Origin of the sequence: Candidatus Thiothrix putei, assembly GCA_029972225.1 — a bacterium.
Lineage (GTDB): Bacteria > Pseudomonadota > Gammaproteobacteria > Thiotrichales > Thiotrichaceae > Thiothrix > Thiothrix putei.
In genome coordinates this window covers 3454305-3477743 of the sequence record CP124756.1, presented here as the reverse complement: position 1 = coordinate 3477743, position 23439 = coordinate 3454305, and the positions used below count along the sequence as shown (strand labels likewise).

General features: G+C 49.6%; 30 protein-coding genes and 4 tRNA genes. 18 read left to right on the top strand and 16 right to left on the bottom strand.

Translation table 11 applies throughout. The features are described from left to right. Positions 1-116 precede the first annotated feature (116 nt). The 8 genes from lon to QJT81_17745 all read right to left on the bottom strand — a co-directional run bounded on the left by lon (position 117) and on the right by QJT81_17745 (position 6636). On the bottom strand, positions 117-2537 hold the full coding sequence (gene lon / locus QJT81_17780) for an endopeptidase La (GenBank protein ID WGZ93624.1): 2421 nt from the start codon (positions 2535-2537) through the stop codon (positions 117-119). A gap of 65 nt (positions 2538-2602) precedes the next feature. Next, positions 2603-3889, bottom strand: coding sequence for an ATP-dependent Clp protease ATP-binding subunit ClpX (gene clpX / locus QJT81_17775; protein WGZ93623.1), 1287 nt, complete (start codon positions 3887-3889; stop codon positions 2603-2605). A gap of 250 nt (positions 3890-4139) precedes the next feature. Continuing rightward, positions 4140-4754 carry an ATP-dependent Clp endopeptidase proteolytic subunit ClpP gene (clpP, locus tag QJT81_17770; protein WGZ93622.1) on the bottom strand — a complete coding sequence of 205 codons (615 nt, stop codon included), beginning with the start codon at positions 4752-4754 and terminating at the stop codon, positions 4140-4142. A gap of 29 nt (positions 4755-4783) precedes the next feature. After that, positions 4784-6091, bottom strand: coding sequence for a trigger factor (gene tig / locus QJT81_17765; GenBank protein ID WGZ93621.1), 1308 nt, complete (start codon positions 6089-6091; stop codon positions 4784-4786). Positions 6092-6162: 71 nt separating this feature from the next. Further along, positions 6163-6247 (bottom strand) — tRNA-Leu (locus QJT81_17760). Between the two features lie 106 nt (positions 6248-6353). Continuing rightward, positions 6354-6429: transfer RNA gene (locus QJT81_17755), tRNA-His, on the bottom strand. A gap of 33 nt (positions 6430-6462) precedes the next feature. Further along, positions 6463-6538, bottom strand: a tRNA-Arg gene (locus QJT81_17750). 21 nt (positions 6539-6559) lie between these two features. After that, a tRNA-Pro gene (locus tag QJT81_17745) sits at positions 6560-6636 on the bottom strand. A gap of 457 nt (positions 6637-7093) precedes the next feature. On the opposite strand from QJT81_17745, the gene QJT81_17740 reads away from it, so the two are divergent. The 3 genes from QJT81_17740 to QJT81_17730 are packed head-to-tail and all read left to right on the top strand — an operon-like array spanning position 7094 to position 8404. Then, positions 7094-7438 carry a UPF0175 family protein gene (locus QJT81_17740; GenBank protein ID WGZ93620.1) on the top strand — a complete coding sequence of 115 codons (345 nt, stop codon included), beginning with the start codon at positions 7094-7096 and terminating at the stop codon, positions 7436-7438. Beyond that, entirely contained in the window at positions 7423-7911 is a 489-nt protein-coding gene (locus QJT81_17735) for a DUF3368 domain-containing protein (GenBank protein WGZ93619.1), read from the top strand. The genes QJT81_17740 and QJT81_17735 overlap by 16 nt, the downstream gene beginning before the upstream one ends. Before the next feature lie 4 nt (positions 7912-7915). Further along, on the top strand, positions 7916-8404 hold the full coding sequence (locus tag QJT81_17730) for a methylated-DNA--[protein]-cysteine S-methyltransferase (protein WGZ93618.1): 489 nt from the start codon (positions 7916-7918) through the stop codon (positions 8402-8404). Positions 8405-8479: 75 nt separating this feature from the next. Here QJT81_17730 and QJT81_17725 read toward each other — a convergent pair whose 3' ends face one another. The 6 genes from QJT81_17725 to QJT81_17700 form a co-directional block, all read right to left on the bottom strand. After that, complete coding sequence (locus QJT81_17725; GenBank protein WGZ93617.1) at positions 8480-8863, bottom strand: ABC transporter substrate-binding protein; 384 nt, start codon at positions 8861-8863, stop codon at positions 8480-8482. A gap of 71 nt (positions 8864-8934) precedes the next feature. Beyond that, positions 8935-9180, bottom strand: a complete 246-nt coding sequence (locus QJT81_17720) for a response regulator (GenBank protein ID WGZ93616.1) — start codon at positions 9178-9180, stop codon at positions 8935-8937. A 46-nt stretch (positions 9181-9226) separates the two neighbouring features. After that, positions 9227-10384, bottom strand: coding sequence for a Fic family protein (locus tag QJT81_17715; protein WGZ93615.1), 1158 nt, complete (start codon positions 10382-10384; stop codon positions 9227-9229). A gap of 86 nt (positions 10385-10470) precedes the next feature. Next, positions 10471-10758: a hypothetical protein gene (locus tag QJT81_17710; protein WGZ96511.1), complete on the bottom strand. Its 288-nt coding sequence runs from the start codon at positions 10756-10758 to the stop codon at positions 10471-10473. Continuing rightward, positions 10713-11207 (bottom strand): HipA N-terminal domain-containing protein, encoded by a 495-nt coding sequence (locus QJT81_17705; protein ID WGZ93614.1) that lies wholly within the window; start codon positions 11205-11207, stop codon positions 10713-10715. The genes QJT81_17710 and QJT81_17705 overlap by 46 nt, the downstream gene beginning before the upstream one ends. After that, complete coding sequence (locus QJT81_17700) at positions 11204-11494, bottom strand: helix-turn-helix transcriptional regulator (protein WGZ93613.1); 291 nt, start codon at positions 11492-11494, stop codon at positions 11204-11206. The genes QJT81_17705 and QJT81_17700 overlap by 4 nt, the downstream gene beginning before the upstream one ends. 153 nt (positions 11495-11647) lie before the next feature. Here QJT81_17700 and QJT81_17695 point away from each other — a divergent pair, with 153 nt between their 5' ends. Then, positions 11648-11818, top strand: coding sequence for a hypothetical protein (locus QJT81_17695; protein WGZ93612.1), 171 nt, complete (start codon positions 11648-11650; stop codon positions 11816-11818). Positions 11819-11852: 34 nt separating this feature from the next. Continuing rightward, positions 11853-12320 carry a DUF695 domain-containing protein gene (locus QJT81_17690; protein ID WGZ93611.1) on the top strand — a complete coding sequence of 156 codons (468 nt, stop codon included), beginning with the start codon at positions 11853-11855 and terminating at the stop codon, positions 12318-12320. A 37-nt stretch (positions 12321-12357) separates the two neighbouring features. Here QJT81_17690 and QJT81_17685 read toward each other — a convergent pair whose 3' ends face one another. Then, positions 12358-12606, bottom strand: coding sequence for a hypothetical protein (locus QJT81_17685; GenBank protein WGZ93610.1), 249 nt, complete (start codon positions 12604-12606; stop codon positions 12358-12360). 67 nt (positions 12607-12673) lie between these two features. On the opposite strand from QJT81_17685, the gene QJT81_17680 reads away from it, so the two are divergent. From QJT81_17680 to QJT81_17665, 4 genes are all read left to right on the top strand, one after another. Then, positions 12674-13492 (top strand): hypothetical protein, encoded by an 819-nt coding sequence (locus QJT81_17680; GenBank protein ID WGZ93609.1) that lies wholly within the window; start codon positions 12674-12676, stop codon positions 13490-13492. Positions 13493-13561: 69 nt separating this feature from the next. After that, complete coding sequence (gene gloA, locus QJT81_17675; GenBank protein WGZ93608.1) at positions 13562-13957, top strand: lactoylglutathione lyase; 396 nt, start codon at positions 13562-13564, stop codon at positions 13955-13957. Further along, positions 13932-14378 carry a GNAT family N-acetyltransferase gene (locus QJT81_17670; GenBank protein WGZ93607.1) on the top strand — a complete coding sequence of 149 codons (447 nt, stop codon included), beginning with the start codon at positions 13932-13934 and terminating at the stop codon, positions 14376-14378. The genes gloA and QJT81_17670 overlap by 26 nt, the downstream gene beginning before the upstream one ends. 139 nt (positions 14379-14517) lie before the next feature. Continuing rightward, positions 14518-15261 (top strand): phage Gp37/Gp68 family protein, encoded by a 744-nt coding sequence (locus QJT81_17665; protein WGZ93606.1) that lies wholly within the window; start codon positions 14518-14520, stop codon positions 15259-15261. 171 nt (positions 15262-15432) lie between these two features. Here QJT81_17665 and QJT81_17660 read toward each other — a convergent pair whose 3' ends face one another. Beyond that, complete coding sequence (locus QJT81_17660; GenBank protein ID WGZ93605.1) at positions 15433-15879, bottom strand: transposase; 447 nt, start codon at positions 15877-15879, stop codon at positions 15433-15435. Between the two features lie 184 nt (positions 15880-16063). On the opposite strand from QJT81_17660, the gene opgC reads away from it, so the two are divergent. The 9 genes from opgC (at position 16064) to QJT81_17615 (ending at position 23406) form a co-directional block, all read left to right on the top strand. Then, the gene (opgC, locus tag QJT81_17655) at positions 16064-17293 is read left to right on the top strand and encodes an OpgC domain-containing protein (GenBank protein WGZ93604.1); all 1230 of its coding nucleotides are present in this window, start codon (positions 16064-16066) and stop codon (positions 17291-17293) included. A gap of 369 nt (positions 17294-17662) precedes the next feature. Beyond that, on the top strand, positions 17663-18712 hold the full coding sequence (locus QJT81_17650; GenBank protein WGZ93603.1) for a hypothetical protein: 1050 nt from the start codon (positions 17663-17665) through the stop codon (positions 18710-18712). A gap of 42 nt (positions 18713-18754) precedes the next feature. After that, positions 18755-19993 (top strand): hypothetical protein, encoded by a 1239-nt coding sequence (locus QJT81_17645; protein ID WGZ93602.1) that lies wholly within the window; start codon positions 18755-18757, stop codon positions 19991-19993. 71 nt (positions 19994-20064) lie between these two features. Continuing rightward, a complete protein-coding gene (locus QJT81_17640; GenBank protein WGZ93601.1) occupies positions 20065-21120 on the top strand; it encodes a transposase in 1056 nt (351 codons plus the stop codon). A gap of 160 nt (positions 21121-21280) precedes the next feature. Further along, the gene (locus tag QJT81_17635) at positions 21281-21646 is read left to right on the top strand and encodes a hypothetical protein (protein ID WGZ93600.1); all 366 of its coding nucleotides are present in this window, start codon (positions 21281-21283) and stop codon (positions 21644-21646) included. Between the two features lie 378 nt (positions 21647-22024). After that, a complete protein-coding gene (locus QJT81_17630) occupies positions 22025-22318 on the top strand; it encodes a DUF6516 family protein (protein WGZ93599.1) in 294 nt (97 codons plus the stop codon). Continuing rightward, the gene (locus QJT81_17625; GenBank protein WGZ93598.1) at positions 22315-22668 is read left to right on the top strand and encodes a MarR family transcriptional regulator; all 354 of its coding nucleotides are present in this window, start codon (positions 22315-22317) and stop codon (positions 22666-22668) included. Before QJT81_17630 ends, QJT81_17625 begins: the two co-directional genes overlap by 4 nt. A 182-nt stretch (positions 22669-22850) precedes the next feature. Next, positions 22851-23129 carry a BrnT family toxin gene (locus QJT81_17620; GenBank protein ID WGZ93597.1) on the top strand — a complete coding sequence of 93 codons (279 nt, stop codon included), beginning with the start codon at positions 22851-22853 and terminating at the stop codon, positions 23127-23129. After that, entirely contained in the window at positions 23110-23406 is a 297-nt protein-coding gene (locus QJT81_17615) for a BrnA antitoxin family protein (GenBank protein WGZ93596.1), read from the top strand. Before QJT81_17620 ends, QJT81_17615 begins: the two co-directional genes overlap by 20 nt. Positions 23407-23439 lie beyond the last annotated feature (33 nt).

The following is a 23439-nucleotide window of genomic DNA, read 5'->3' as shown; positions in this document are numbered from 1 at the left end:
CGGTTTTGTCCTTTCGGGAAAAACCTTATTTATGCATGTTTTGCAACCAAACTTTCAAGCGATTGCCCTGCGGACTTCAAACGCACAGAAGTATTTCAGCATCCCGTGTAGGTACATTAATGCGGTCTGGCTGGGCTGATTTCCTCTTCGTCAGCCACCACCACTGGGACGGAAGATGGTGCTTCCGCATCATCATCCAAGTCCTCATCATCAGCCAAAGGCACTGGCGCATGTTCTAACGCCAAGGCTAATACCTCATCAATCCACTTCACGGGACGTATTTCCAACCCCTTTTTGACATTATCCGGTACTTCCGCCAAGTCTTTTTCATTTTCCTTGGGAATCAACACCAGCTTGATGCCACCACGGTGCGCGGCCAGCAGTTTTTCCTTCAGGCCACCGATAGGCAATACCTCACCGCGCAAAGTAATTTCACCCGTCATGGCCACATCAGCACGCACCGGGATACGCGTCATGGCGGATACCATCGCTGTTACCATCCCGATACCTGCACTAGGGCCGTCTTTGGGTGTTGCTCCTTCAGGCACATGAATATGTACATTATTTTTGCGCAATGATTTACGGGTGATCCCCAAACTACGCGCACGGCTTTTGACCACCGTTTCGGCTGCGTGGATAGACTCTTTCATCACCTCGCCTAAGCGCCCGGTACTCTTGATCATGCCATTACCCGGTAGTAAGGCACTTTCAATGGTCAGCAAGTCACCACCGACCGACGTCCATGCCAAACCCGTGACCTGACCAATCTGGTTACTTTTATCCGCACGCCCGTAATCGAAACGTTTCACACCAAGGTATTTCTCAATGTTACGCGGGGTAACAGAACTCTTCTTCTTGTCGCTCAACAAGTGCTCTTTAACGGCTTTGCGGCATAACTTAGAGATTTCACGATCCAAGTTGCGCACCCCGGCTTCACGGGTGTAATGGCGGATAATATCCATCACCGCGCTATCGCTAATGGTTAGCTCCCCTTTCTTCAATCCATTAGCTTTGATTTGCTTAGGAACCAAGTAATTCTTCGCAATGCTGAGCTTTTCATCTTCGGTGTAACCCGGAATGCGGATGACTTCCATACGATCCAGCAGTGGCCCTGGAATACGCATACTGTTGGAAGTCGCCACGAACATCACATCCGACAAGTCGAAATCGACCTCCAGATAATGGTCAGCGAAAGTATGGTTTTGTTCTGGATCCAATACTTCCAGCAAAGCAGACGAAGGATCGCCCCGGAAGTCGGTCGACATTTTGTCGATTTCATCCAACAAGAACAGCGGGTTACGGGTTCCTACTTTCGTCAGATTTTGCACGATTTTACCCGGCAAAGAACCGATGTAAGTGCGACGATGCCCACGAATCTCGGCTTCATCACGCACCCCACCCAGCGCCATGCGGGTAAATTTACGCCCAGTGGCACGCGCAATGGACTGCCCCAGTGAGGTCTTACCTACTCCCGGTGGCCCTACCAAACACAAAATCGGTCCTTTGATCTTTTTGACGCGCTGTTGCACAGCGAGGAATTCGAGGATGCGTTCTTTAACCTCTTCCAGACCGTAGTGATCTTCGTTGAGAACCTTCTCAGCCTCACCCAAGTTATTATTAACTTTGGATTTTTTCTTCCAAGGCAAATTAACCAACCAGTCGATATAGTTGCGCACCACCGTGGCTTCTGCTGACATCGGCGACATCATTTTGAGCTTTTTCAACTCTGCATCAGCTTTTTCTTTAGCTTCTTTGGGCATACCGGCGGCTTCAACTTTACGCGCCAGTTCTTCCATTTCGTTAGGCGCAGCATCGTCCATTTCGCCCAGTTCTTTCTGGATGGCTTTGATCTGCTCGTTGAGGTAATACTCGCGTTGGCTGCGTTCCATTTGCTGTTTAACGCGCCCACGGATTTTTTTCTCGACTTGCAGCAAGTCGATTTCACCTTCCACCAACTCCATCAGGTACTGAATACGCTCTTCGACATCGAGCATTTCCAACACTTTCTGTTTTTCTGCAATCTTCAAGCCTAAATGCGCCGCAATGGTATCCGCCAAGCGTACCGGATCATCAATGCTGGATAAGGAAGAGAGAATTTCTGGCGGGACTTTTTTATTCAGTTTGACGTATTGCTCAAACAAGCTCACCAAAGAACGGCTCAGCACGTCAATTTTACGGCTGTCAGTGGAAACCGAAGCAGCTACTTTAACCCGTGCAGCGGAAAAATCACCGTCATTATCAATCGCGATAATTTCCGCACGCTCCAGCCCTTCCACCAATACTTTCAACGTGCCATCCGGCAGCTTCAGCAATTGCAAAATGGTGGCAAGCGTACCCATCGTATGCACATCATCTAAATCAGGGGCATCCACTTCAGCGCTTTTTTGAGCAACCAGCAGGATTTGTTTGTTGCTATCCATCGCCATATCCAACGCCTGGATGGACTTGTTACGCCCGACAAACAAAGGGATCACCATGTGTGGATACACCACGACATCACGCAACGGTAAAACGGGAACGATGATTGATTCAGCCATAATAAGTACTCACTGTGGCAGCTAGGAGGGTGGCGTGCTGAGGAGAATCAGCACGCCAACAAATGTTATTCGCCTGCGGCTAGTTGTTGCTGCGGCTCGACATTTTCATAGATCAGATACGGTTGGGACTCGCCTTTGACGACAGCATCATCCACCACCACCTTGCTGACATTCTGCTCAGATGGCAGGTCGTACATGGTATCCAGCAAGATTTTTTCCAGAATAGAACGCAACCCACGCGCACCGGTTTTGCGTTCCATCGCTTTACGCGCAATCGAATGCAAGGCATCATCACGGAAGACCAATTCAGCACCTTCCATCTCAAACAACTTAGCGTACTGCTTGGTCAACGCATTGCGCGGTTCGGTGAGAATTTGTACCAAAGCAGCTTCATCAAGCTCTTCCAAGGTAGCAACAACGGGTAAACGTCCCACAAACTCTGGAATCAAACCGTAATGCACCAAGTCTTCGGCTTCGATGTCTTTGATAACTTCGCCGAAACTGCGGCTTTCTTCCGGTGCTTTCACTTTAGCAGAGAAACCAATGCTGCCCTTTTCAGTACGACGGCGGATAACTTTATCCATACCCGAAAACGCGCCGCCCACAATGAACAGGATATTGCGGGTATCGACCTGCAAGAATTCTTGTTGCGGGTGTTTACGCCCACCTTGCGGGGGTACAGAGGCTACCGTGCCTTCGATCAGCTTCAGCAACGCTTGCTGCACACCTTCGCCCGACACATCACGGGTAATGGAAGGGTTATCGGCTTTGCGCGAAATTTTGTCGATTTCGTCGATGTAAACAATGCCCGTCTGCGCTTTTTCGACATCGTAATCGCATTTTTGCAGCAATTTCTGGATGATGTTTTCCACATCCTCACCGACATAACCGGCTTCGGTCAGAGTCGTGGCATCAGCAATCGTGAACGGCACATTCAGCAAACGAGCCAGCGTTTCTGCCAGCAAGGTTTTACCGCTACCCGTCGGGCCAATCAGCAAGATATTGCTTTTTGCCAGCTCGACATCATCTTTGCCGCCACCTTTTTTGTACAAGCGCTTATAGTGGTTGTAAACCGCTACTGAAAGCACACGCTTTGCCAGTTCCTGACCAATCACGTACTCGTCCAAGTTGCCTTTGAGTTCACGTGGGGTCGGCAGGGAAGATTGTTCATCAGACCCTTGCGCGGTATGCATTTCCTCTTGAATGATGTCATTACACAAATCCACACATTCATCACAAATGAACACCGAAGGGCCAGCGATCAGCTTGCGTACTTCGTGCTGGCTTTTTCCGCAGAAAGAGCAATACAGCAGCTTGCCGCTATCGTGATCGCCTCTTCTATCTTTACTCATCAGAACCTCTATCCTGTGCCGCTTCACGACACATCAACGATGTAAACCAAAGGACTATGTTGTGTCCATATGACTGCTTTCAAGCTATATTATTCTAATAAACTTGTCTTGTTACAAGAATACTCGCCTTTTACAAGTATTTTATGCTTCTTTTGCTGAAAAATACCTGTCCAGACACGAAAACAGCCTGTAAAGACAGGCTGTTTTCTGACAAATGGCTATGTAGGTCGGGCTTTAGTCCGACAATCCATCACGTGCGAACTGTCAAGACCTCATCAATCAAGCCATATTCACGTGCCTGCACCGCATCCATAAAGTTATCCCGATCCGTGTCTTGCTCAATACGCTCAACCGTTTGCCCGGTATGACCCGCCAATACTTTGTTTAAAACCTCACGCATTTTAAGAATTTCACGCGCTTGGATTTCAATATCAGAAGCTTGTCCACGCGAGCCACCCGATGGCTGGTGAATCATAACGCGCGAATGTGGCAGTGCGAAACGCTTGCCAGGTTCACCCGCTGCCAATAACACCGCACCCATGCTGGCGGCTTGACCGATACACAAAGTACTGACTTGTGGCTTGATAAACTTCATGGTGTCGTAAATCGCCATGCCTGCGGTAATCACCCCACCCGGCGAGTTGATATACAAGTGAATATCTTTCTCAGGGTTTTCGGATTCGAGGAACAGCAACTGCGCCACGATCAGGTTAGCCATGTAATCTTCGACTTCACCCACACAGAAAATGACCCGTTCCCGCAACAAGCGCGAGTAGATGTCAAAGGCGCGTTCGCCACGAGCAGATTGCTCGATAACCATTGGCACGCCAACAGCGCGGGGTTCAATCGGGTTTATTCCAAACATTACAACCTACCTTTATCTGTTTACGGGATTCAGGCTTGTGCCTGTTCCGGCTTTTTAGGGTTCATGACGCTATCGAAGTCGCGGGTTTCGTCGTTGACGGTGGCCTTTTCCATGACCCATTCAACGATCATTTCTTCCATTACCGCTGCTTCGATGGTCTGCATGGCTTGACGGTTGCCACGGTAGTAGTCTTTCAGCGCTTGCGGGTCTTCGTAGCTGGCAGCCACGGTTTCCAACATTGCCTCAACCCGTGCCGGGTCACGTTGCAGGCTGTGTTGGCGAATCACTTCACCCACAATCAAACCCAACTTCACGCGGCGCTCTGCTTGCGGCGCAAACAACTCGTCGGGGATATTATCTGCCGGAGAGCCAGTGTTTTGCGAGAACTCATCACGAACGTAGCGGATTTCTTCCGTCACCAGTGACTTGGGAATATCAATAGCGTGCAGTTCCGCCAAACCGTCCATCACCTGCTGCTTGAGTTGGGTTTTGATGGCAGTATCGAGTTCACGCTGCATATTCTTTTTGATTTCAGCACGGAAATCATCCACAGAACCGCTTTCTACGCCGAATTTAGTGATGAAATCGGTATCAACTTCTGGCAGCACAGCAGCACGCACTTGCTTCATAGTCAGCTTGAATTGTGCGGTTTTGCCTTTCAGATTTTCAGCGTGGTAAGTATCCGGGAATGCCACATCAATGGTTTTCACCTCACCGGCTTTCATGCCCACCAGACCGTCTTCAAAGTCTTTCAACATGCGACCAGCGCCGAGTTCGACGGAGTAATCTTCCGCAGCGCCGCCTTCAAAGGCTTCGCCATCGACAGAACCGTCGAAATCGACTTTTACCATGTCGCCTACCGCAGCAGCGCGGTCAACTTCATTCCATTCTTGATTTTGCTTACGGATGACATCAATCATCTTGTCAAGATCAGCGTCAGCAATGTCTGCAACCGGGCGAGTAATCGTCAGGGTTTCAACGCCTGCAATCACCACCTCTGGGTAAACTTGGAAACTCGCCACGAATTCGAGGTCTTTACCGGCTTCCATCGTTTTCAGGTCGATTTCTGGCAAACCTGCGACACGCAATTTTTCTTGATTAGCGGCATCTTGGAAGGCAGAACCCAGCAATTTTTCCACTACCTCGTAACGCACACCCTCTTCATAGCGTTTTTTGACCACGCTAAACGGCACTTTGCCGGGGCGGAAACCGTCGATTTTGACGCGACCCACCATGCCTTTCAGGCGTTTTTCTACTTCTTGGTCGATTTTTTGGGCAGGAACTGCCACTGTCATTTTGCGGTCGATGTTACCGGTTGTTTCGACAGAAAATTGCATGTAAAAACCTCGTTACGAGCCTGACATCCACCGATGCAGGGCAGATCATCATTAAAATCAAGGAGTTAAAGTGGTGCGAAAAGAGAGACTCGAACTCTCACGCCTTGCGGCGCTGGTACCTAAAACCAGTGCGTCTACCAATTCCGCCATTTTCGCATTTGTCAATTGCGGATTCCGGTCAGCAAACCTTACCGAGAATCACGAAGGAGGCGATTATACACAGCCTGTTAGCTTTTGCATAATATTTGAAGCGGGAAAAAAGTGGGGTGGCTGATGGGGCTCGAACCCACGACCACCGGAATCACAATCCAGTGCTCTACCAACTGAGCTACAGTCACCACGGAAAACATTGTCTCTGCTGGGCATCGAAATGGCGCGCCCGGCAGGGCTCGAACCTGCAACCTACGGCTTAGAAGGCCGTTGCTCTATCCATTGAGCTACGGGCGCAAGTAGGAAACTAAAATTAATTGGTCGGAGTAGAGGGATTTGAACCCCCGACCACCTGTACCCAAAACAGGTGCGCTACCAGGCTGCGCTATACTCCGACGTTGAAAGGTAGAGAATACGTTGATTCCGTTACTCAATCAAGAGCGCGAACTATACGTAGCACACGCTTTTACGTCAAGCCCCAAATGGGGTTTTTATGCAGCTTTTGCTGTCGCGGGTTTCAATTCCACCACATTATCACTGACGACCACGGGTCAGGGCTGCTTTACCCAAATACCGTACTGCATCGCACGGTTAGGAGGAGTCACTTCAATCGTTGCAGTTGCCGTTGACTGCTTGATGATTACAATGCAATGGGTGTGCCAAGTATGAGGAAGCTAGGATTTTTGCGGGGTTGGGTGGGAAATGGTAGGTTTCGCAGGCATTTTACCCACCCTACAGTTCATTAGAATGCACTTATGTCGTGCTTTTTTGGCTTGAATCGGGCGTAATTGGTGCAACGTCAGCATCATTCCCTTATAATCATCCTGTCTCATCATCCTAGGAAACATAGGCATGAAAACCGTTAACGTCAGCAGCCTGAAAAACAACCCCAGCGAAGCCTTGCGCTACGCCCACGAGGACATGGTGTTAGTCATGAACCGCGACCAACCCGACGCACTGATGATCGGGCTGAACCAAACCGGCGGAATGCTGGATATGCCAGGGGTACGTACCGCGTTAGCCACCTCGCTATTCAAAGACAGTACATTATCACTGGCACGTTCCGCGCGGTTGGCAAACATGGTGCTGGCAGATTTCATCGCGCACGTTTCACGCTTGGGCATTCCCGTCATTAACCAAACTGCCGCCGAAGTCAACCAAGACATGGATACGCTGGAACAATGGCTCGCGTCGTAATTGCCGATGCCAGCCCATTGATTGGGTTAGCCATTGTCGATGGCTTGCCATGGTTGCCGCACCTGTTCGGCGAAGTCTGGTTGCCTGAAATCGTGCGCAATGAAGTATTGCCGGGCAAACAAGCGCCTGGTGAAGCCGCTATACAAGCAGCGTTATCCGCTGGCTGGCTGCGAGTCTGGGAACACCCTTTCCCTGCCCTCACGGGGCTTGACCTCGACGAGGGGGAGAGCGCCTGCATCAGCCTTGCCTTGCACCACCCCGACCCTGTGCTGCTGATCATGGATGAACGTGCCGGACGCGCAGTCGCACTGGAAAAAGGGCTAACCATCACCGGCACGGCTGCCATCATTGGCATGGCAAAACAACGCGGCTTAATCCCTGCCGCCCGCCCGGTATTTGGAATCCTGCACCAAGCAGACTTTCGGATTGCCGCCGCCGTTATCCGCCAAATTTTGACGCGGATTGGAGAATAACCACATGCACACCATGCGTATCGGTTTTTCAACATGGGAATCGCCCGTCGGCACACTGACTATCGCCGCCACTGATGAGGCGGTGTGTGCCGTCGCTTTTGACAGCAACTGGCAACGTATCCGCGTCACCTTGGGTGAGGTGCAAGCGCAAAGCAACGCCATGACCCGCGAAACCATCAGCCAGTTGCAGGCGTATTTTGCCGGAACGCAGCGCACGTTCGACTTACCGCTAAGCGTGCATGGCACGGATTTCCAGCAACGCACTTGGCAAGTGTTGCACGACATTCCCTATGGCGAAACCCGCAGCTATTCCGAACAGGCGCAAATGATTGGAAAACCGCAAGCGGTGCGGGCGATTGGGCATACCAATGGGCTGAACCCGATCAGCATTATCGTGCCGTGCCATCGGGTGATTGCTAAATCGGGCAAGCTCGCGGGTTATGCGGGCGGGTTAGCGGCGAAGGCGTATTTGCTGGCATTGGAAGCGACATAAGCCTTCACAACCCGGCGACACTCCCCTGCCAAATACAATGGTAATGACAACAACACGTAGTTTTTCACCTGCCCGTTAGCCAGTGGATGCACACCTTCCAACACACTGGGCAAATCGGCATTGAAACGCGCATAATGCTTGCGGGTAATGTTCGCGCATGGCTTGCATCAAGGGGCTGGCGACGGTAATCGCGCTGCCATTCAAGCCAAGGCTGAAGGCTGCTTGCATGGGAATGCCCAAGCCGTCGATGCCCAAGGTTGCCGCCAAGGGCATGGGGGCAAGCATGTGCGCCGCATCGAGTTCGCCGAATGCCACGCGGTCACGAATATTTGCCCAAGACACTTCGCGCTGCAAGGTGACGTGCAGGCCGTATTTTTCAAAGAAACCGCGCTCCAACGCCGCTACCAGCACAGCACAATCGGTTAGGGGCAAAAAGCCGATGCGTAACTCTTGTTTCATCAGAATTTACCCCCTAGCAAGGCCATGATTACCCCGGCACTGATGGCAGCACGGGTGGTGTCAATGTCGCTTTATTCGGCGAAAAACACGATGGGTTTGGGCATTTCGCGGCTGACATTGCGCAGGGATTCCAACGTGTCACGATCGGGGCTTTGCATGTCGATAAGGATAATGTCGGGCTGGTGGGTACGCACCGCAGCGAGCAGGTTTTCACCTTGCCCGACGCGGATAATGTGGGCGTAACCGGCGACAAGGAGCGCGACTTCGAGACTCGCAGAGCGTTCGGGGTCTTGATCGACCAACATGAGTTTGTGCATGTGAACCTTGTTATAAGCAACAGCTAATATAAGACCAATGCAAAAACTACGCCATTTTATGACTAACGCAAATTTTGACGGCAGCGCAGGTGTTGATGCACACCGGTAAATTGAGGCAATAACGCGCATACCGCAGTTCCCCGGTTTTGTGCAACACGCCTAATTCCACCAGTTCCTGCAAGTCGCGGGTAGCCGTTGCGCGTGAAGCATTGGTCAGGCTGAGGTAATTCTTGGCGCTCATGCCGCCGTTGAACCCTCCAATACCTTCCGCAAATAGCCGCGCCACGACCTTTTCCTGCCGTGGATTCAGTTTGCCACGCACTTGGTCATACAAACGGGTTTTGCCGATCAGGAATTCGACTTGCTGGCGCGAATGGCGCACTGCCGTCAGCACCATTTCCGCGAAATACACCAGCCAGCGTTGAATGTCGTTGTCTTTGTTCGCCGATTCCAGCTCGGTGTAATAGGCTTTTTTGTGCTGTTCGATGGTGTGGGCAAGTGCAATCAGCGTGGGTTGCCCCAAACCTTGCGCGAGAGCTTTTTCTGCCAAAGCGCGGGCAATACGCCCATTGCCGTCTTCAAATGGGTGGATGCTGACGAAATACAGGTGGGCAATGCCTGCGCGGATCAGGGGCGGCAAAGCGTCCGGTGCGTTGGTTTCGGTGCGATTGAACCAGTCCACAAAGGCAGCCACTTCTGCTTCCATCTGTGCGGAAGGCGGGGCTTCAAAATGCACCTTGGGAGCATCCAGCCGCCCAGAAACCACCTGCATGGCTTCAACATGCGTGCGGTACGCGCCGATTACCTGCAAATCCCGCCGCCCGTTCAGCAACATCGAATGCCAATCGAATAACGTTTGATGACTGAGCGGTTGCTGAAAGTGGGTGTATAAATTCACCATCATTTCCGCAATGCCGTATTCCGCCGGTGTCACTTGCCGCCGATCCGTTTGCAAGCCGAATTGCCGCCGAATCGACGACTGCACACTGTCACGGTTGAGGTATTCGCCTTCAATCGCCGAGGTTTGCATGGCTTCGTTGCTGACCATTTCCACTTTCAGTTGGGTGCGGTCATCTTCCGTCAGGTGCGTGAACGCGCCCAGCAGTAAGCCGGATTCGTGTGCAAAAGCGGTTTCCAACGGCATCAGCTTCAGCGGGTCGAAGCTGAAGTTAGGCCAGTCGGGTTGTTGCCAGTTCCATGTCATGAGTCATTCGCCGTTATTCTATAACTCATTTATAGCTCATTTTGTGAGGTATAGAAATGGCGTAATCATCTATTTGACGTTCGTCATTATCCCAGCCGCTCATCAATCTCCGCCAACGCATCACCAATCTTTTGGCTTTCTGCATCTGATACGCCTTCTTGCGCCGCAATAACTTGCCATTGCTGAGTGGCAGAGCGCACCTGTTCCAACATTTCCCGCCAGCGTTTGATCCCGCAACTTTCCGCCACGCGCTGAATGTCTTGCAGGCGTGGATTGCCGCTGCCTGCAATGTCGGTGGTGTGTTGGTTGTTGATGCCGCTGCTGAAAGTCAGGTCAAATGCCGGTGACAGTTCCCAACCGTGGGCGCGACGGATGAAAGCAAAGTTTTTGGCGTGATCATCAACTGTTCGGCAGAGTGCGCTAGTTGCGCAATATCCACGGTTTCCGTCACGGCTTCGGCAAAGATTTTCGGTTCATATTCCAGTGCACCCATAGCGCGTGAACCGATGTAGGCCAGCCGATCCAGCGGAGTGATTTCATGCGCTTGCCAGCTCGTTTGCTGACGGAATGCCCGATCCATCAGCAACAAACCCCAGCCATCCGGCAAGGAGTCGTAAAAAACACCGTGCAAACCACTGAATTCATGTGACTCAGGGGAGAGCTGCGGTTCTGCCTGAAACGGCAGTGTGCCGGGTGACAAATCAAACCCCGTCTTCAGCCAAGCGCGGTCATACTGGAAATAAATCCGCCCCCGCGCATCTGTTCCCAACTCACCCACGGTCGTATCGGCGATATGTACCCGCAAACGTGTGATGTGTTTCATAAACTCCCCCGTTGGCGCGGCGTAGTTTGCAGATCAGCAATGGTTTGCGGTGGCTTTTCCGCAAACAGGCGGTTGAAATCATCCATGCAATTCAGGGCGAAGGCGATTTTCAGCAAACTGTGAAAGCTGATTTGCCCCGTGGTTTCAAAGCGTTTGATACTGGCTTCGGCAACGCCGGATTTCTCTGCCAAGGTGCGCCGCGTAAGGTTGGCTGACAGCCGTTGCGCTTTGGCTTGGGTGGCGATGGTTTTCAGCAGCGCGTCGGGCGTTTGGAAAACAATAGGCATTATATTGCCCCTAAAATCATAAGAATGTATTTAACAGCTATTATAGTATCCTTTAGTTATATTGCTAAGACACTTTCATCCTATAACAACGGTAACATAGCGTATCCGTTAAAAAAGGCCGGGGTTGGACTTGCAGGGGCATTCCCGCAGACAATGCGTTTTTCATTCGGGGTTACGTTTTTGATTCCGGTGTTTGGGGTGTTGTGGGGTAGCCTGTTTCTGGGTGAAACGGTGAGTGCGTCGATGCTGGTGGGTGGGGCAGTGATTGTGTTGGGAACGGCGCTGGCAACAGGGGTGGTGCGTTTGCCCGCCGTTTTAGCTTAAGATCACGCCTTTACAGCCAGCTCAGGTCAATACCATGTCAGACAATGCCAGCAACCCCGCCGAACCCGTGTGGACAGTTGTCCAACAAGCCGCCGCCGATGACGGTTTACACCTGTTACGGCTGCTGGATGTGGGGGTAAATTTTCCGTTTCGGAATTACCCGGAACGCTTCAGCATTTTGTGGGAATTTACCGAACTCGACGCCGAAGGCTTGCCCAGCACGGCAGAACTCACCCGCATGAAGGATTTTGAAAACGCTTTGTGCGCGGTGATGCAAGCCGACCATGCCGCCTTATTGGTGATGGTGTTCACCGAGCCTGCGCACCGCGAATTTATCTGGTTGGCACGCCATAAATCAGCCTTTCAGAACCGGCTCAATACGGCGGAAAATTTGGGTGCGAAACTCCCCATCACCCTTGACCATGAAACCGATACGCAAGGCGATTTCTACCTGTCGTATGCGACAAAAGTGGTGGAGCGTTTGAAACCGGCGGCAGGGTAAGGGTCATGCCCAAGGGTTCAGGGTAGCACCCCGGTGGTTATTTTTTGTTTTGGCAAAACTTGTCGAATGCTTCTGGCGTCAACTCGAACTGATGTTTCTTCGCCAATTCCCAAGAGCGTTCACATTGGTTGGTTGCCTGACACCACGAGTATCCGGCAGAACCAATGCACCCATGAGCATCCCGATCGCCGCCCACTACTGGCACAACGGGACTAGGTTTGGTTTCGTTACAGGCACATAAAGCAGACGCTAACACGGTTGCTAGTACCAGTTTGATAGCACTCATTGCAATTTTCCCCTCAAAATATTTTGATGGTCAATAGTTTATCACGATCCTTATGAAGGAAAACACCATGCAAAATTTTGGCTACAAAATCATGAAAAAGAACCTCGCGGACGAAGCGCCCGTGGTTCATGCCGCCATTGCCCAGCAACGCCCGCTGGAAGTTGGCTTGTATCAGGGTGATGCGGAAATTTGGGAATTCATTATCGCTACCCTGCGCGAAGCTGCCCACCACATCCCCGTCAACACCCATTTCAACCATTACCAAGCGACGCTGTTTGGGCTTGACCGGCAGGAAACGGAACTGCACCAGCAATTTTCCTCCGCCAAAGCTATCGGTTCAGCGTACTCCATCATGCACACCCACAAGTATTCACTCAGCCAACGCCCTGCGTTTCGTGACGTATTGGGCGAACATCTGACGCGGCAATTGCGCTTGCTGGAACGCTTTTGCACGGAATACGACCATCCGGTTCACATCGAAAATACCTTCCACTCACTGGCATTTTATCGGTGGCTGTTTGAGCTGGTGGAACGGCTGGAGTTGCGTTACGTCCACTGCTGTTTCGACATCGGTCATGCCAAAATCTGGTCGCCGGAAAGCCTGCCGCAATGGTTGCAATGGCTGCATGAACTGGATGGCAAAGGCGTGCAGCTACATTTCCACCTACACGCCAACAACGGGCTGAGCGACCAGCATCTCACCTTTGTGGAAAGCGAAAGCCTCGGCTTGAACCGGGCGGATGACTACACGCAGGCATGGGATTACTTCACGGCACTGGCGCAGTTGCATCAGCAGTTTCCTGACAGCCGCAAGGTGTTTGAAGTCAAACCGGGGTTGGCGGTGGCGAATATGGAGCTGGTCATGTTACGGATGGCAGCACACTGAATAAGGTAGATTTGCTGCCATGACCTGATCGGGGCAGAATGGGCGGATCGTATTTTCAGGAGTTTTACCATGCGAATCCTTCACACCATGCTGCGCGTCGGCGATCTGGAACGCTCGATTGCGTTTTACACCAATGTCCTCGGTATGCAACTGCTGCGCCGCAAGGACTACCCGGCGGGCGAATTCACCCTCGCCTTCATCGGTTATGGCGACGAAACCGACCAGACCGTGCTGGAACTGACCTACAACTGGGGCGTGGATCAGTACGAACTGGGGACGGCTTTCGGGCATATCGCGCTGGAAGTGCCGGATGTGTACGCCGCTTGCGAAAAAATGCGGGCAGCGGGCGGCAAGATCATCCGCGAAGCCGGGCCGATGAATGCAGGTACGACCATCATCGCCTTCCTCGAAGACCCGGATGGTTATCAGATTGAGTTGATTGGCGAGAAACACCAGCGTGGTTGAAGCGGGCATGATCCGCTACGAGGTCAACGCCCCCATTTCGGCAGAGCAGTTCATCGACGTGCTGCGCCGCTCCACTTTGGGCGAACGCCGCCCCATCGACGACCGCGAGTGCATGGAAGGCATGGTAAACAACAGCAACTTGCTGGTGACAGCATGGGATTGCGACAAACTGGTGGGCGTGGCGCGTTCCATGACCAACTTCCATTACGCCTGTTACCTGTCTGATCTGGCAGTTGACCAAAACTACCAGCGGCAGGGCATCGGCAAGCAATTGCAAATCCTCACCCAGCAACAATTGGGCAGGCATTGCAAGCTGATACTGATTGCAGCTCCGGCGGCGAATGCGTATTACGGGCGGATTGGGTATACGCATATGCCACGTTGTTGGGTGTTAGATGGGGGACAAGACTTGAAATCTTGATGAGGTTACCTGCATTATGCCGAAGAATCAGAAAATGCTTTTGTTCGGTCTTTGTTCGGTTTATCATGCAAGTATTACAACGGGTGTTCGTGAGCAAACAACAGGATATTGAGACAGCCCAGATACGGAGGGCATGGTTATGAGTACGCAAAGCAAAATTGAGTGGACAGAACAAACATGGAATCCGGCAACTGGCTGTACAAAAATATCGCCAGGATGTAAGCATTGTTACGCTGAGACGATGGCAAGACGTTTACAAGCCATGGGAACACCGGGCTACGATAACGGTTTTAAGCTATCGCTGATGCCTGAGCGTTTGTCACAGCCACTGACACGCAAGAAGCCGACCATGTATTTCGTCAATTCCATGTCAGATTTATTCCACGAAGACATTCCTGATCAGTACCTTGAGCAGGTATTTGATGTAATAAGACAAACACCTCACCATACCTATCAAATTCTAACCAAGCGAGCGACACGGATGCGTGAATTCTGCATGGGTCGGCATGTGCCGGAGAATGTTTGGTTAGGTGTAACGGTTGAGGATCGTGAATATAGCGTTCCGCGTATTGATGAGCTACGTCATATCCCAGCTAAAATACGTTTTTTGTCGGTTGAACCGCTGCTGGAACATTTGGGTTTAATTGATCTGTCGAATATTCATTGGGTCATTGTTGGTGGTGAAAGTGGCCCTAAAGCAAGGCCAATGAAACCAGAATGGGTATCCAGTATTCGTAGACAATGTGAAAATTCAGGTTCCAGTTTCTTCTTTAAGCAATGGGGAACCTGGGGAGCAGATGGCGTAAAACGTAACAAGCATCTTAATGGGCGAACTCTGGATGGTGCTATATGGGATAGTTATCCTGTTACTGCGGAGATTTAAGGATATGATTGGCAACCTTTAAAGCTAACCCTATTGCTTTTGGGTCTGGATTTGATATGCAGAAAAACAGGGAAAACTGTTGAGGCTTTCTATCGTGTGGTAGGGGCAGTGGTTTTGAAACGCGAGGAAAGCAGTTTTCCAATCGCTGTTTTACCCACTTTTCCATATCTGTCATGCTGACACGACTAACTTTTTCTGTTGATCCAAACAAATCCTGTGTTTGCTCCCTCTTGTAAAGTTCAGTTTTCCATGAATCTGTGCCCAGAATCTTGTTGAGATTTCTCTCTTTAAAGGCAGTTTCTTGGTCAGGGGAAACCCGCAGATGCGTCGCAGGGAGCGATCGTTTTGCAGCCGGTCAATGAGTGCTCGCGTATTGACAATATTGAGCACGCTTTTGGCGACAAAAGCATTGGCAAACCAAGATCGCTCCGTCGCTGGCCGTCCAGACCCATCACGAAAAGAGCGCACAAAATCTTCAATGCGCGTCAGCTCCAGTACGTGAATGAGTTTTTCAAGCTTGGGGGTCAATGTGCCAAAGGCATCATTGAAGCAAGGTAGTATTTCAATTTGCAGCAAACTCCAGCGTTGTGCAATCAGGGCGCGTTCGGTAGAATTCATAGCGTGGGCTTAATGGTTGTTTTGACGCTTCTATTATCGCCGAAAACGGCAGCCCACACTTCTTTTTTCTTTCAGATGAAGGAAGGTTCACGCTGAAAATGTAATTTTGCAAGTGGCTCTTGGGTTTACCTTACGGCATAGCATGGACGAACGCGATATAAAAACCGATAAATGGCGGTACAACATGACAACAGACACCCTCCGTGCTTCGCGCACTTTTTCCGATTGGATTCCGGCGAGTTGGGCGTATCCCGAAACGGGGGCAACCCGTGATTTGCGCCTTGATTTTATGCGGGGCTTTGTTATTCCGCTGTTATTTGCGTCGCATTTTGAATACTTTTCAGCATTAATGTTCATCGGTTGGGAACGCATTGGGGTGATTTCCACCGCCGAGATTTTCGTGATTTTATCGGGAATTGTGGTCGGGATGGTGTATGGCAAAAAGGTCAAACAAGCCGGTGTTGCCGCCGCCATGCCGGGGTTAATTAGCCGCTCGGTGGCGCTATACCGGATTAGTGTTTTGATGATATTAGCGATAGCGGCGCTGCGTTTTATTCCTTGGTTGGATACCACCATTATTACCACGTTTCACGACCCTTATGGCGGTAAAACCTTCCAATTATACCCGCCAATCGACGCGAGTATTTTTCAGATTATCAGTAAAGCCTTATTGCTTCAGATCGGGCCACACCAATTCCAGATTGTAGGCATGTATGTGGTGATGTTTATCCTGTTTACGCCACTGGTGTTTTTTATGTTGGCTAAGCGGCAGGTAGGCTTGTTATTAGGGCTAAGCTGGGTGTTATACCTGATTAATCTGGGGAGTACGCCATCATTACGGCCAACGAATGCGCAGTTTGAATACGCTTTTCCTATTCTTTCTTGGCAGTTGCTTTATGTACATGGAATGGTAGCCGGTTATTATAAACAGGAAGTGGTGCAGTTTTTCTCGGCAACGGCATGGGGTAAACGTTTAGTGGCGCTGTGTATTGCGTTGTCATTAGGTTTTATCGTGTTTACGTGGAATCACCCCTTAGACCAGTTTCCTGAGTGGGCGCGTTTGCATTTTGTGCCAGCGGATACGTTTTTGTATTGGTATAACACTTATTTTCCTAAACATACCTTGGGTATTGGGCGTTTGGTGAATGTGGTCGTGCTGTTTATTGCCATTTATGCGCTGATGACGGTTTGTTGGCAGCCGATTAACCGTGCATTGGGGTGGTTCTTTATTCCTTTAGGGCAGGCGTCTTTGTATGTGTTTTTTATTCATGTGTTTTTATTGCTATTGATCGCCAATACGCCGTTGCCGAGTTATGAGAATTTCTGGATTAATACGGGCATCCATGCCGGATTATTGGCGTTGGTGTGGGTGATGGTGAAGCGGCAATTTTTGTTCCGCTGGATTCCACATTAAATCGAATCCAGCGGTGGGGAGCGGTAGCAGGATCGTTAATTAATCTATCAATTAAATAGATTGTATTTATGAAATTAATTCAAAAATAAGCATAAAAAATTCTTCATAAGTAAATGGGCGGTTACATTTTATCTGTTAGTATCATGCGTAGGGTTTATTTGATATTGCATTTATTGATTGCTTAACAGGGGATTGCGCCATGAAGTCCATACCGTCAGGCGGTAAGCTGTGGTCAGCACAGCACAGCATTTTAATTTTACTAGCGTTCTAGTTTTATCTGCCATTTGCACTGGTACAGCGGTTGCGGGTGGAAATCCTTTATTTGCGCTTCAGGATGCCCCTCAGGTTAAGGATCGGCTGGCAATCCACGTGGAGCAGTATACGTATGACTGGGAGGGGGATAACAACACCAGTGGGGAGCAGTCTGTAACACCCGTCACTATTACCTATAAGGTAATGGACAACCTGGATGTGGGTTTGCGCACTGCCAATATTGATTCGCGCAATACAACAGAGGGGCGTGAAGGGCATGTCAACGCCCAAGGTGATACGGCGTTGAGTGCTGCGTATGCCCAAGAGTTGCGTAATAATTGGAATATCCGTTACAACCTTGATTACAACATCCCGACTGGGAAGGAGACGCTTTCCGGCAGCGAAAAGAATGCCATTATGGATGGCAGTCTTGTGCAGCAAACTCGCTTTGGTGAGGGTGAGAATGTCACGCCGGGGATTGTTGTGACCAAAGTCGTGTCGCCGAATGCGAATATCGGTGTGGGGGTGAGTCGCACCATCAAGGGTAAGTTTGACCCGAATGGTGATGTTGAAAATGACGTGCTTGACCCCGGTGATGAAACGCGGGTTTCCCTGCAAGGGCATTTTGCCAAGGGGAATACGCAGGTGATTGGGGGCATGAATTACACCCAAAGCGATGAAACGCAGCGTGATAACGTCGATTATTACCGCAAAGGCGATAGCTACGACACCAATGTTACCGTTGTCCATGCACTGCCTAACGATCAGCGTATTACTGTTGGGGTTCGTCATTCCAAACAAGACCCGGACTATTACATCAGCAGCATCACGGGTAATCTGGACAAAGAAAGCCGCAACGTCAATGGCAAAAGCCTCTACACTTCCGTCGAATACGCCAAAACATGGCGTGGGCAACATACTGTGCGGGTCAATGCTGACAAGCTAAAAATAGATGCCAACAGCTATGACCAGTTAAATGACCTCTACAACGCAGGGCGGAATAAAACCCAATTCGGGTTAGGCTACGATTACCAAATCAACCAAAAAGCCCGCTTTTATACCGACCTAAAGCAATTTGAAATGAAAGACAAAGCCACGCCTGCCACTTTAGTTGACACCAAATACACAGGCACACAAATCTCGGCTGGCATCGACTGGGCATTTTAACCCATGCACCTTACGCTTCACCCCATTCCAGAGGACTCCAAAATGAAAGCAAAACTTAACCTGCTCACAGTTGCCATTATCTGCGGTCTCACATCCCCTGCATTTGCTAACAATGTTTCAACCTTTGCGAATGCGGCAACTGTAGGAGAATTTATAGCTCATACAGATGATTTTGGCGGATTGGCAGCTATAGTTGAACAATCTGCTGCAAATTCACAAAAAACAATTGATGCACTTAACCATACGATGAATGTAATAAAAAACTCCAAGGTGGCAGATTTGCATACGCAGTATCTAAGTAAGTCTGCTGGTGAAATTGGGAAACTTACAAAAGATATTGCAAAGAGTGAAGAACTTGCAAAAACCTTAAAAACTTCAGGGAAAATTCTTAAAGTTGTAGGTACAGCAGCAGACGTAGCAGTGAGAGGTATGGATGTTACTGATGATTATAAACAGTATGGGACTGTTACTGCTGTAGAAACAGGCGTGTTGACGACGGTTGATGGAGTTGCGGACTTTTTTCACCCATTAGCAATTGCTTCTGCAATTACAAGTCTTACCATTGATAAAAAGCCTGTAACAGAATGGGATGCAAGTGATGAAGTTATACAGCGCGTAAAAATTATTCTTGAATATGACTTGGCTGATTTTGTGAGAAAACCTGCGGAGCTTATCAAAACATTAGAAACTGAAGACCAAGCGCACATGGCATATCTGGATGCTGTTAACGCAGCATGGACAAAGATTTCAAAAGATGGAATGCTGGGCTATCAAAATAGAATGAAAAAGTTAATGGCAATAAATGATCCTGATAAGTTTTTAGCGGAAGCAAAAGTTCTACAACAAGATCACATGCGTGAAATTGATGGTTTAATAAAAGGGCTTCAGGTCTTTAGTGATACTATGGTGGAAAATGTCCAACCGGATTCAAACTTCATCAGAAGGTGGTATGTTGATGGTAATTTAGATCCTGTTAGAAAAGATAAATATCTTGCCATGCAAGATAGAGCAAACACACTCAATATACTTTTGAATAAATACAAAGCTAAAAATAAGTCTGTAAGTATATCATCAGATGTTGTTGATGCTTGGCTATTAAAGCAGGTGCTTCAAGCCAAGATTGATGTGGAACTTAATGATGCAAAACTTTTTATGGCTGCTGCTAAGATAGATGCTATGCAAAAAACAGTTGCACAACCCTCAGTAGTTGATAGATCAGTATTGCCTTCATTTGAGCCACTTGCAAAATTACATTTTCAGCGTGAACCTTCCTTCATCTGAAGGAAAAAAGAAGTGTGGGCTGCCGTTTTCGGCGATAATAGAAGCGTCAAAACAACCATTAAGCCCACGCTATGAATTCTACCGAACGCGCCCTGATTGCACAACGCTGGAGTTTGCTGCAAATTGAAATACTACCTTGCTTCAATGATGCCTTTGGCACATTGACCCCCAAGCTTGAAAAACTCATTCACGTACTGGAGCTGACGCGCATTGAAGATTTTGTGCGCTCTTTTCGTGATGGGTCTGGACGGCCAGCGACGGAGCGATCTTGGTTTGCCAATGCTTTTGTCGCCAAAAGCGTGCTCAATATTGTCAATACGCGAGCACTCATTGACCGGCTGCAAAACGATCGCTCCCTGCGACGCATCTGCGGGTTTCCCCTGACCAAGAAACTGCCTTCCGAATCCACCTTTTCACGTGCCTTCGCTGAATTTGCTGAACAGCGTTTAGCGGAACGTGTGCATGAAACGTTGGTGAAAACGTATTTGGGCGATGCGCTGATCGGCCACCTGTGTCGGGATTCAACAGCCATTGAGGCACGTGAACGGCCTGTTGCCGAGGAAAAGCCAAAGAAAAAACAAGGGCAAACACGGATTCAGCGCCAACGGGAACAGTCACTTCAGCAAGCACTCGATGAGATACCGGTTCAGTGTAACCGGGGGACGAAGAAGAATGCCCAAGGCTACAAGCACAGTTGGAACGGCTACAAACTGCATATCGATACCGCCGATTGTGGTGTCCCGATAGCAGCCATTCTGTCTTCCGCCTCCTTTCACGACAGCGGGGCAGCCATCCCACTCTCTCAAATCAGTGCCCAACGTGTCACCAGTCTCTACGACCTGATGGATGCAGCCTATTGCAGTGCTGATTTGCACGAATACAGCCGTCATCTGGGGCATGTCCCTCTGATTGATCACAATCCTCGCGGCGGACAGAAAGAAGCGTTTGAACCTGCTGATGCCGAGCGTTACAAAATTCGCAGCACCGTAGAACGAACCAATGCCCGCCTGAAGGATGAATTTGGTGGTCGGAATGTGTGGGTGCAAGGCGCACAAAAAGTTTACAGCCACCTGATGTTTGGGATTTTGGTGTTGAGTGCTGATCAACTGATGCGTGTCTTGTTATAAGGCGACTGGTTTTGAAAAAACACGGGAAGACTGACTGAAAAACAGGAGCAGTCGCATCGGTATGGGTGAAATTTAGCAAAAGTTACGGTAAAACTGAAAAAGCTCAGGTTTCGTTGGTCAAATTGAGTAAAAAATCGGCTGAATATGCGGCGTTCGGTCAATGCTGAAAATTGAGCAACTCAGTTTGTCGGATTTTGCAAGTCGCTCATTTATATCTTCTGCAAATCAGGTTGGGAATTCTCAATATGGTTCAATTAGATTGAGTCCGGGGAAGGTCGTTGAAAGCATTAGCCTTGATTTGACAATGTATGACTTGGAAAATCTAAATAATACTAAGATCAAATCTAAGGTGGAGCAGGAAGTTTATACTGCTAATTTAGCTCCTTTAACTACGGATTCAGAACCTTCCGTATCAGGAATGCCTGGGGAAACAGGGGGAACTGAAACGCCTCCTGATGGCTCAGTAATTACACCCGCCAACCCTAATATGCCTATCCTGATGAATTGGGGAGCAGGGGGAGAATGATCTTGACCACTGATCAAGATTAAGAGGATAACAATAAAAGGAGGCGTGAATTCGTATCATAAGTGCATAGCCCGTTAATCGAGACGGGATGTGTCTTTCCTCATAAGGTCAGAGGCAAGATGTGGTAAAAAGCATCCCGAAAAACCACTGACAGGAGAGCTTCATGAGTTACACACACCTCACCTCTGAGGATAGCCAGAAACCGGTAAGCGGGTCGTGCCAGTAGACAGCGGGCAGTTGCAGTGAGCGGAAAAGGCTGAACTTGTCCAGCCTTTTTCCATCGGCCGCTAATGTGTGGAAAATTGAGGGCGCATCTCAATTGTCTTGCTATTACTCCGTGAATCCTAACATCGACAACCATTCTGATATATTGCTATTATGCAATACATGAAAGCAACACTCATCGCCAAATCCAAAGAAATTCATGACGACGGTTCAATCGTCGAAGTCGTTATCTGGCAGCTTTCTGAACCTGTTCCACCCTGCGGGCATCCCTATAAATACCGTCTGTATTTCGGCTCAGACGGTGTGTGCAGGGTCAGATATGACAATGAGCGAGGCAAAGGCGACCATAAGCATATCAATACTGATGAAATAGCCTATGCGTTCACCACCATCGACCAGTTACTCGATGATTTTGAAAACGATATGACAAACTGGAGGGAATCATGAAAGCAATCATTGAAGTCGCGAAACGCGGTTCTGCTCTCCAAACGGCACGGCGACAACTCGCCGCCTCCCGCCAAGGGCAAACGCCTGATTTTTGGCTTTCGTTTGAATCAGCCAGAACTCTGTTTACGGAACTGACTCCCGCACGGCTCGATCTGCTGGATACTCTCAGCAAACTGGGTTCATGCAGCGTTTACGCACTTGCCAAAGCCGCTGCCCGCAATTACTCCAACGTACACACTGATATTGCGCGGCTTGAAGAAATTGGGCTAGTTGAACGGGCTGAGAATGGCAATATCTTAGTGCCTTTCACTGCGGTAGAGATACGGATGCCATTGGCTAAAGTTGCCTGACGGAAATCGGGCAGTGGATCAACAATTTTGCAGATGTGGATATGCAGTAAGCATAAAGATTAACGCATTGGTCGTGCCAGCAAGCGGCAAGCAGTTGCAGTGAGCGGAAGAGGCTGGACGCGTTCCGGCTTTTTCTTTCCCATTACCTTGAATGTCTGCATATTTGTGCATATCATTAGCGTATGGATATTGAATTCGACCCCGAAAAAGCAGCCATTAACCCGATCAACCACGAAGGCGTGACCTTTGAGGAAGCGCAAGTCGTGTTACTTGACCCTTTCGCGTTGACCCGTGAAGATGGCGATACTTTCGGCGAACAGCGGTTTGTGAGCTTGGGTGTCGGGGCAAAACATCGGGTGTTGGTGGTCGTATGGACGTTACGCGGTGAGCGTATCCGTCTAATTTCGGCGTGGAAAGCCAACCAACCACAACGGAGGATTTATGCAAACCAATTCAGATGATATGTACGACAAATTCAAAGATTACGATTTCGCTGATGCTAAACCCGTAGCAAAAATACCTGCTTTGGCAAAATTACAGGCGGAATCTGGCGGCAAAAGCCGTATTACCATGCGTGTTGACAACAGCATCTTGGCAGCCTTCAAAGCGCGTGCGGCAATCACAGGCGGCAGCTACCAGAACATGATGAACGAAGCGTTGAAGCAGTTTATCCAAGGGCAAGGGCTGGAAGATGTCGTCAGGCAGACGATTCAACAGGAATTGCGCTCACACAGTTAGAGTAAGCGTATCGCGCCAGTAGGCGGCTGCTTG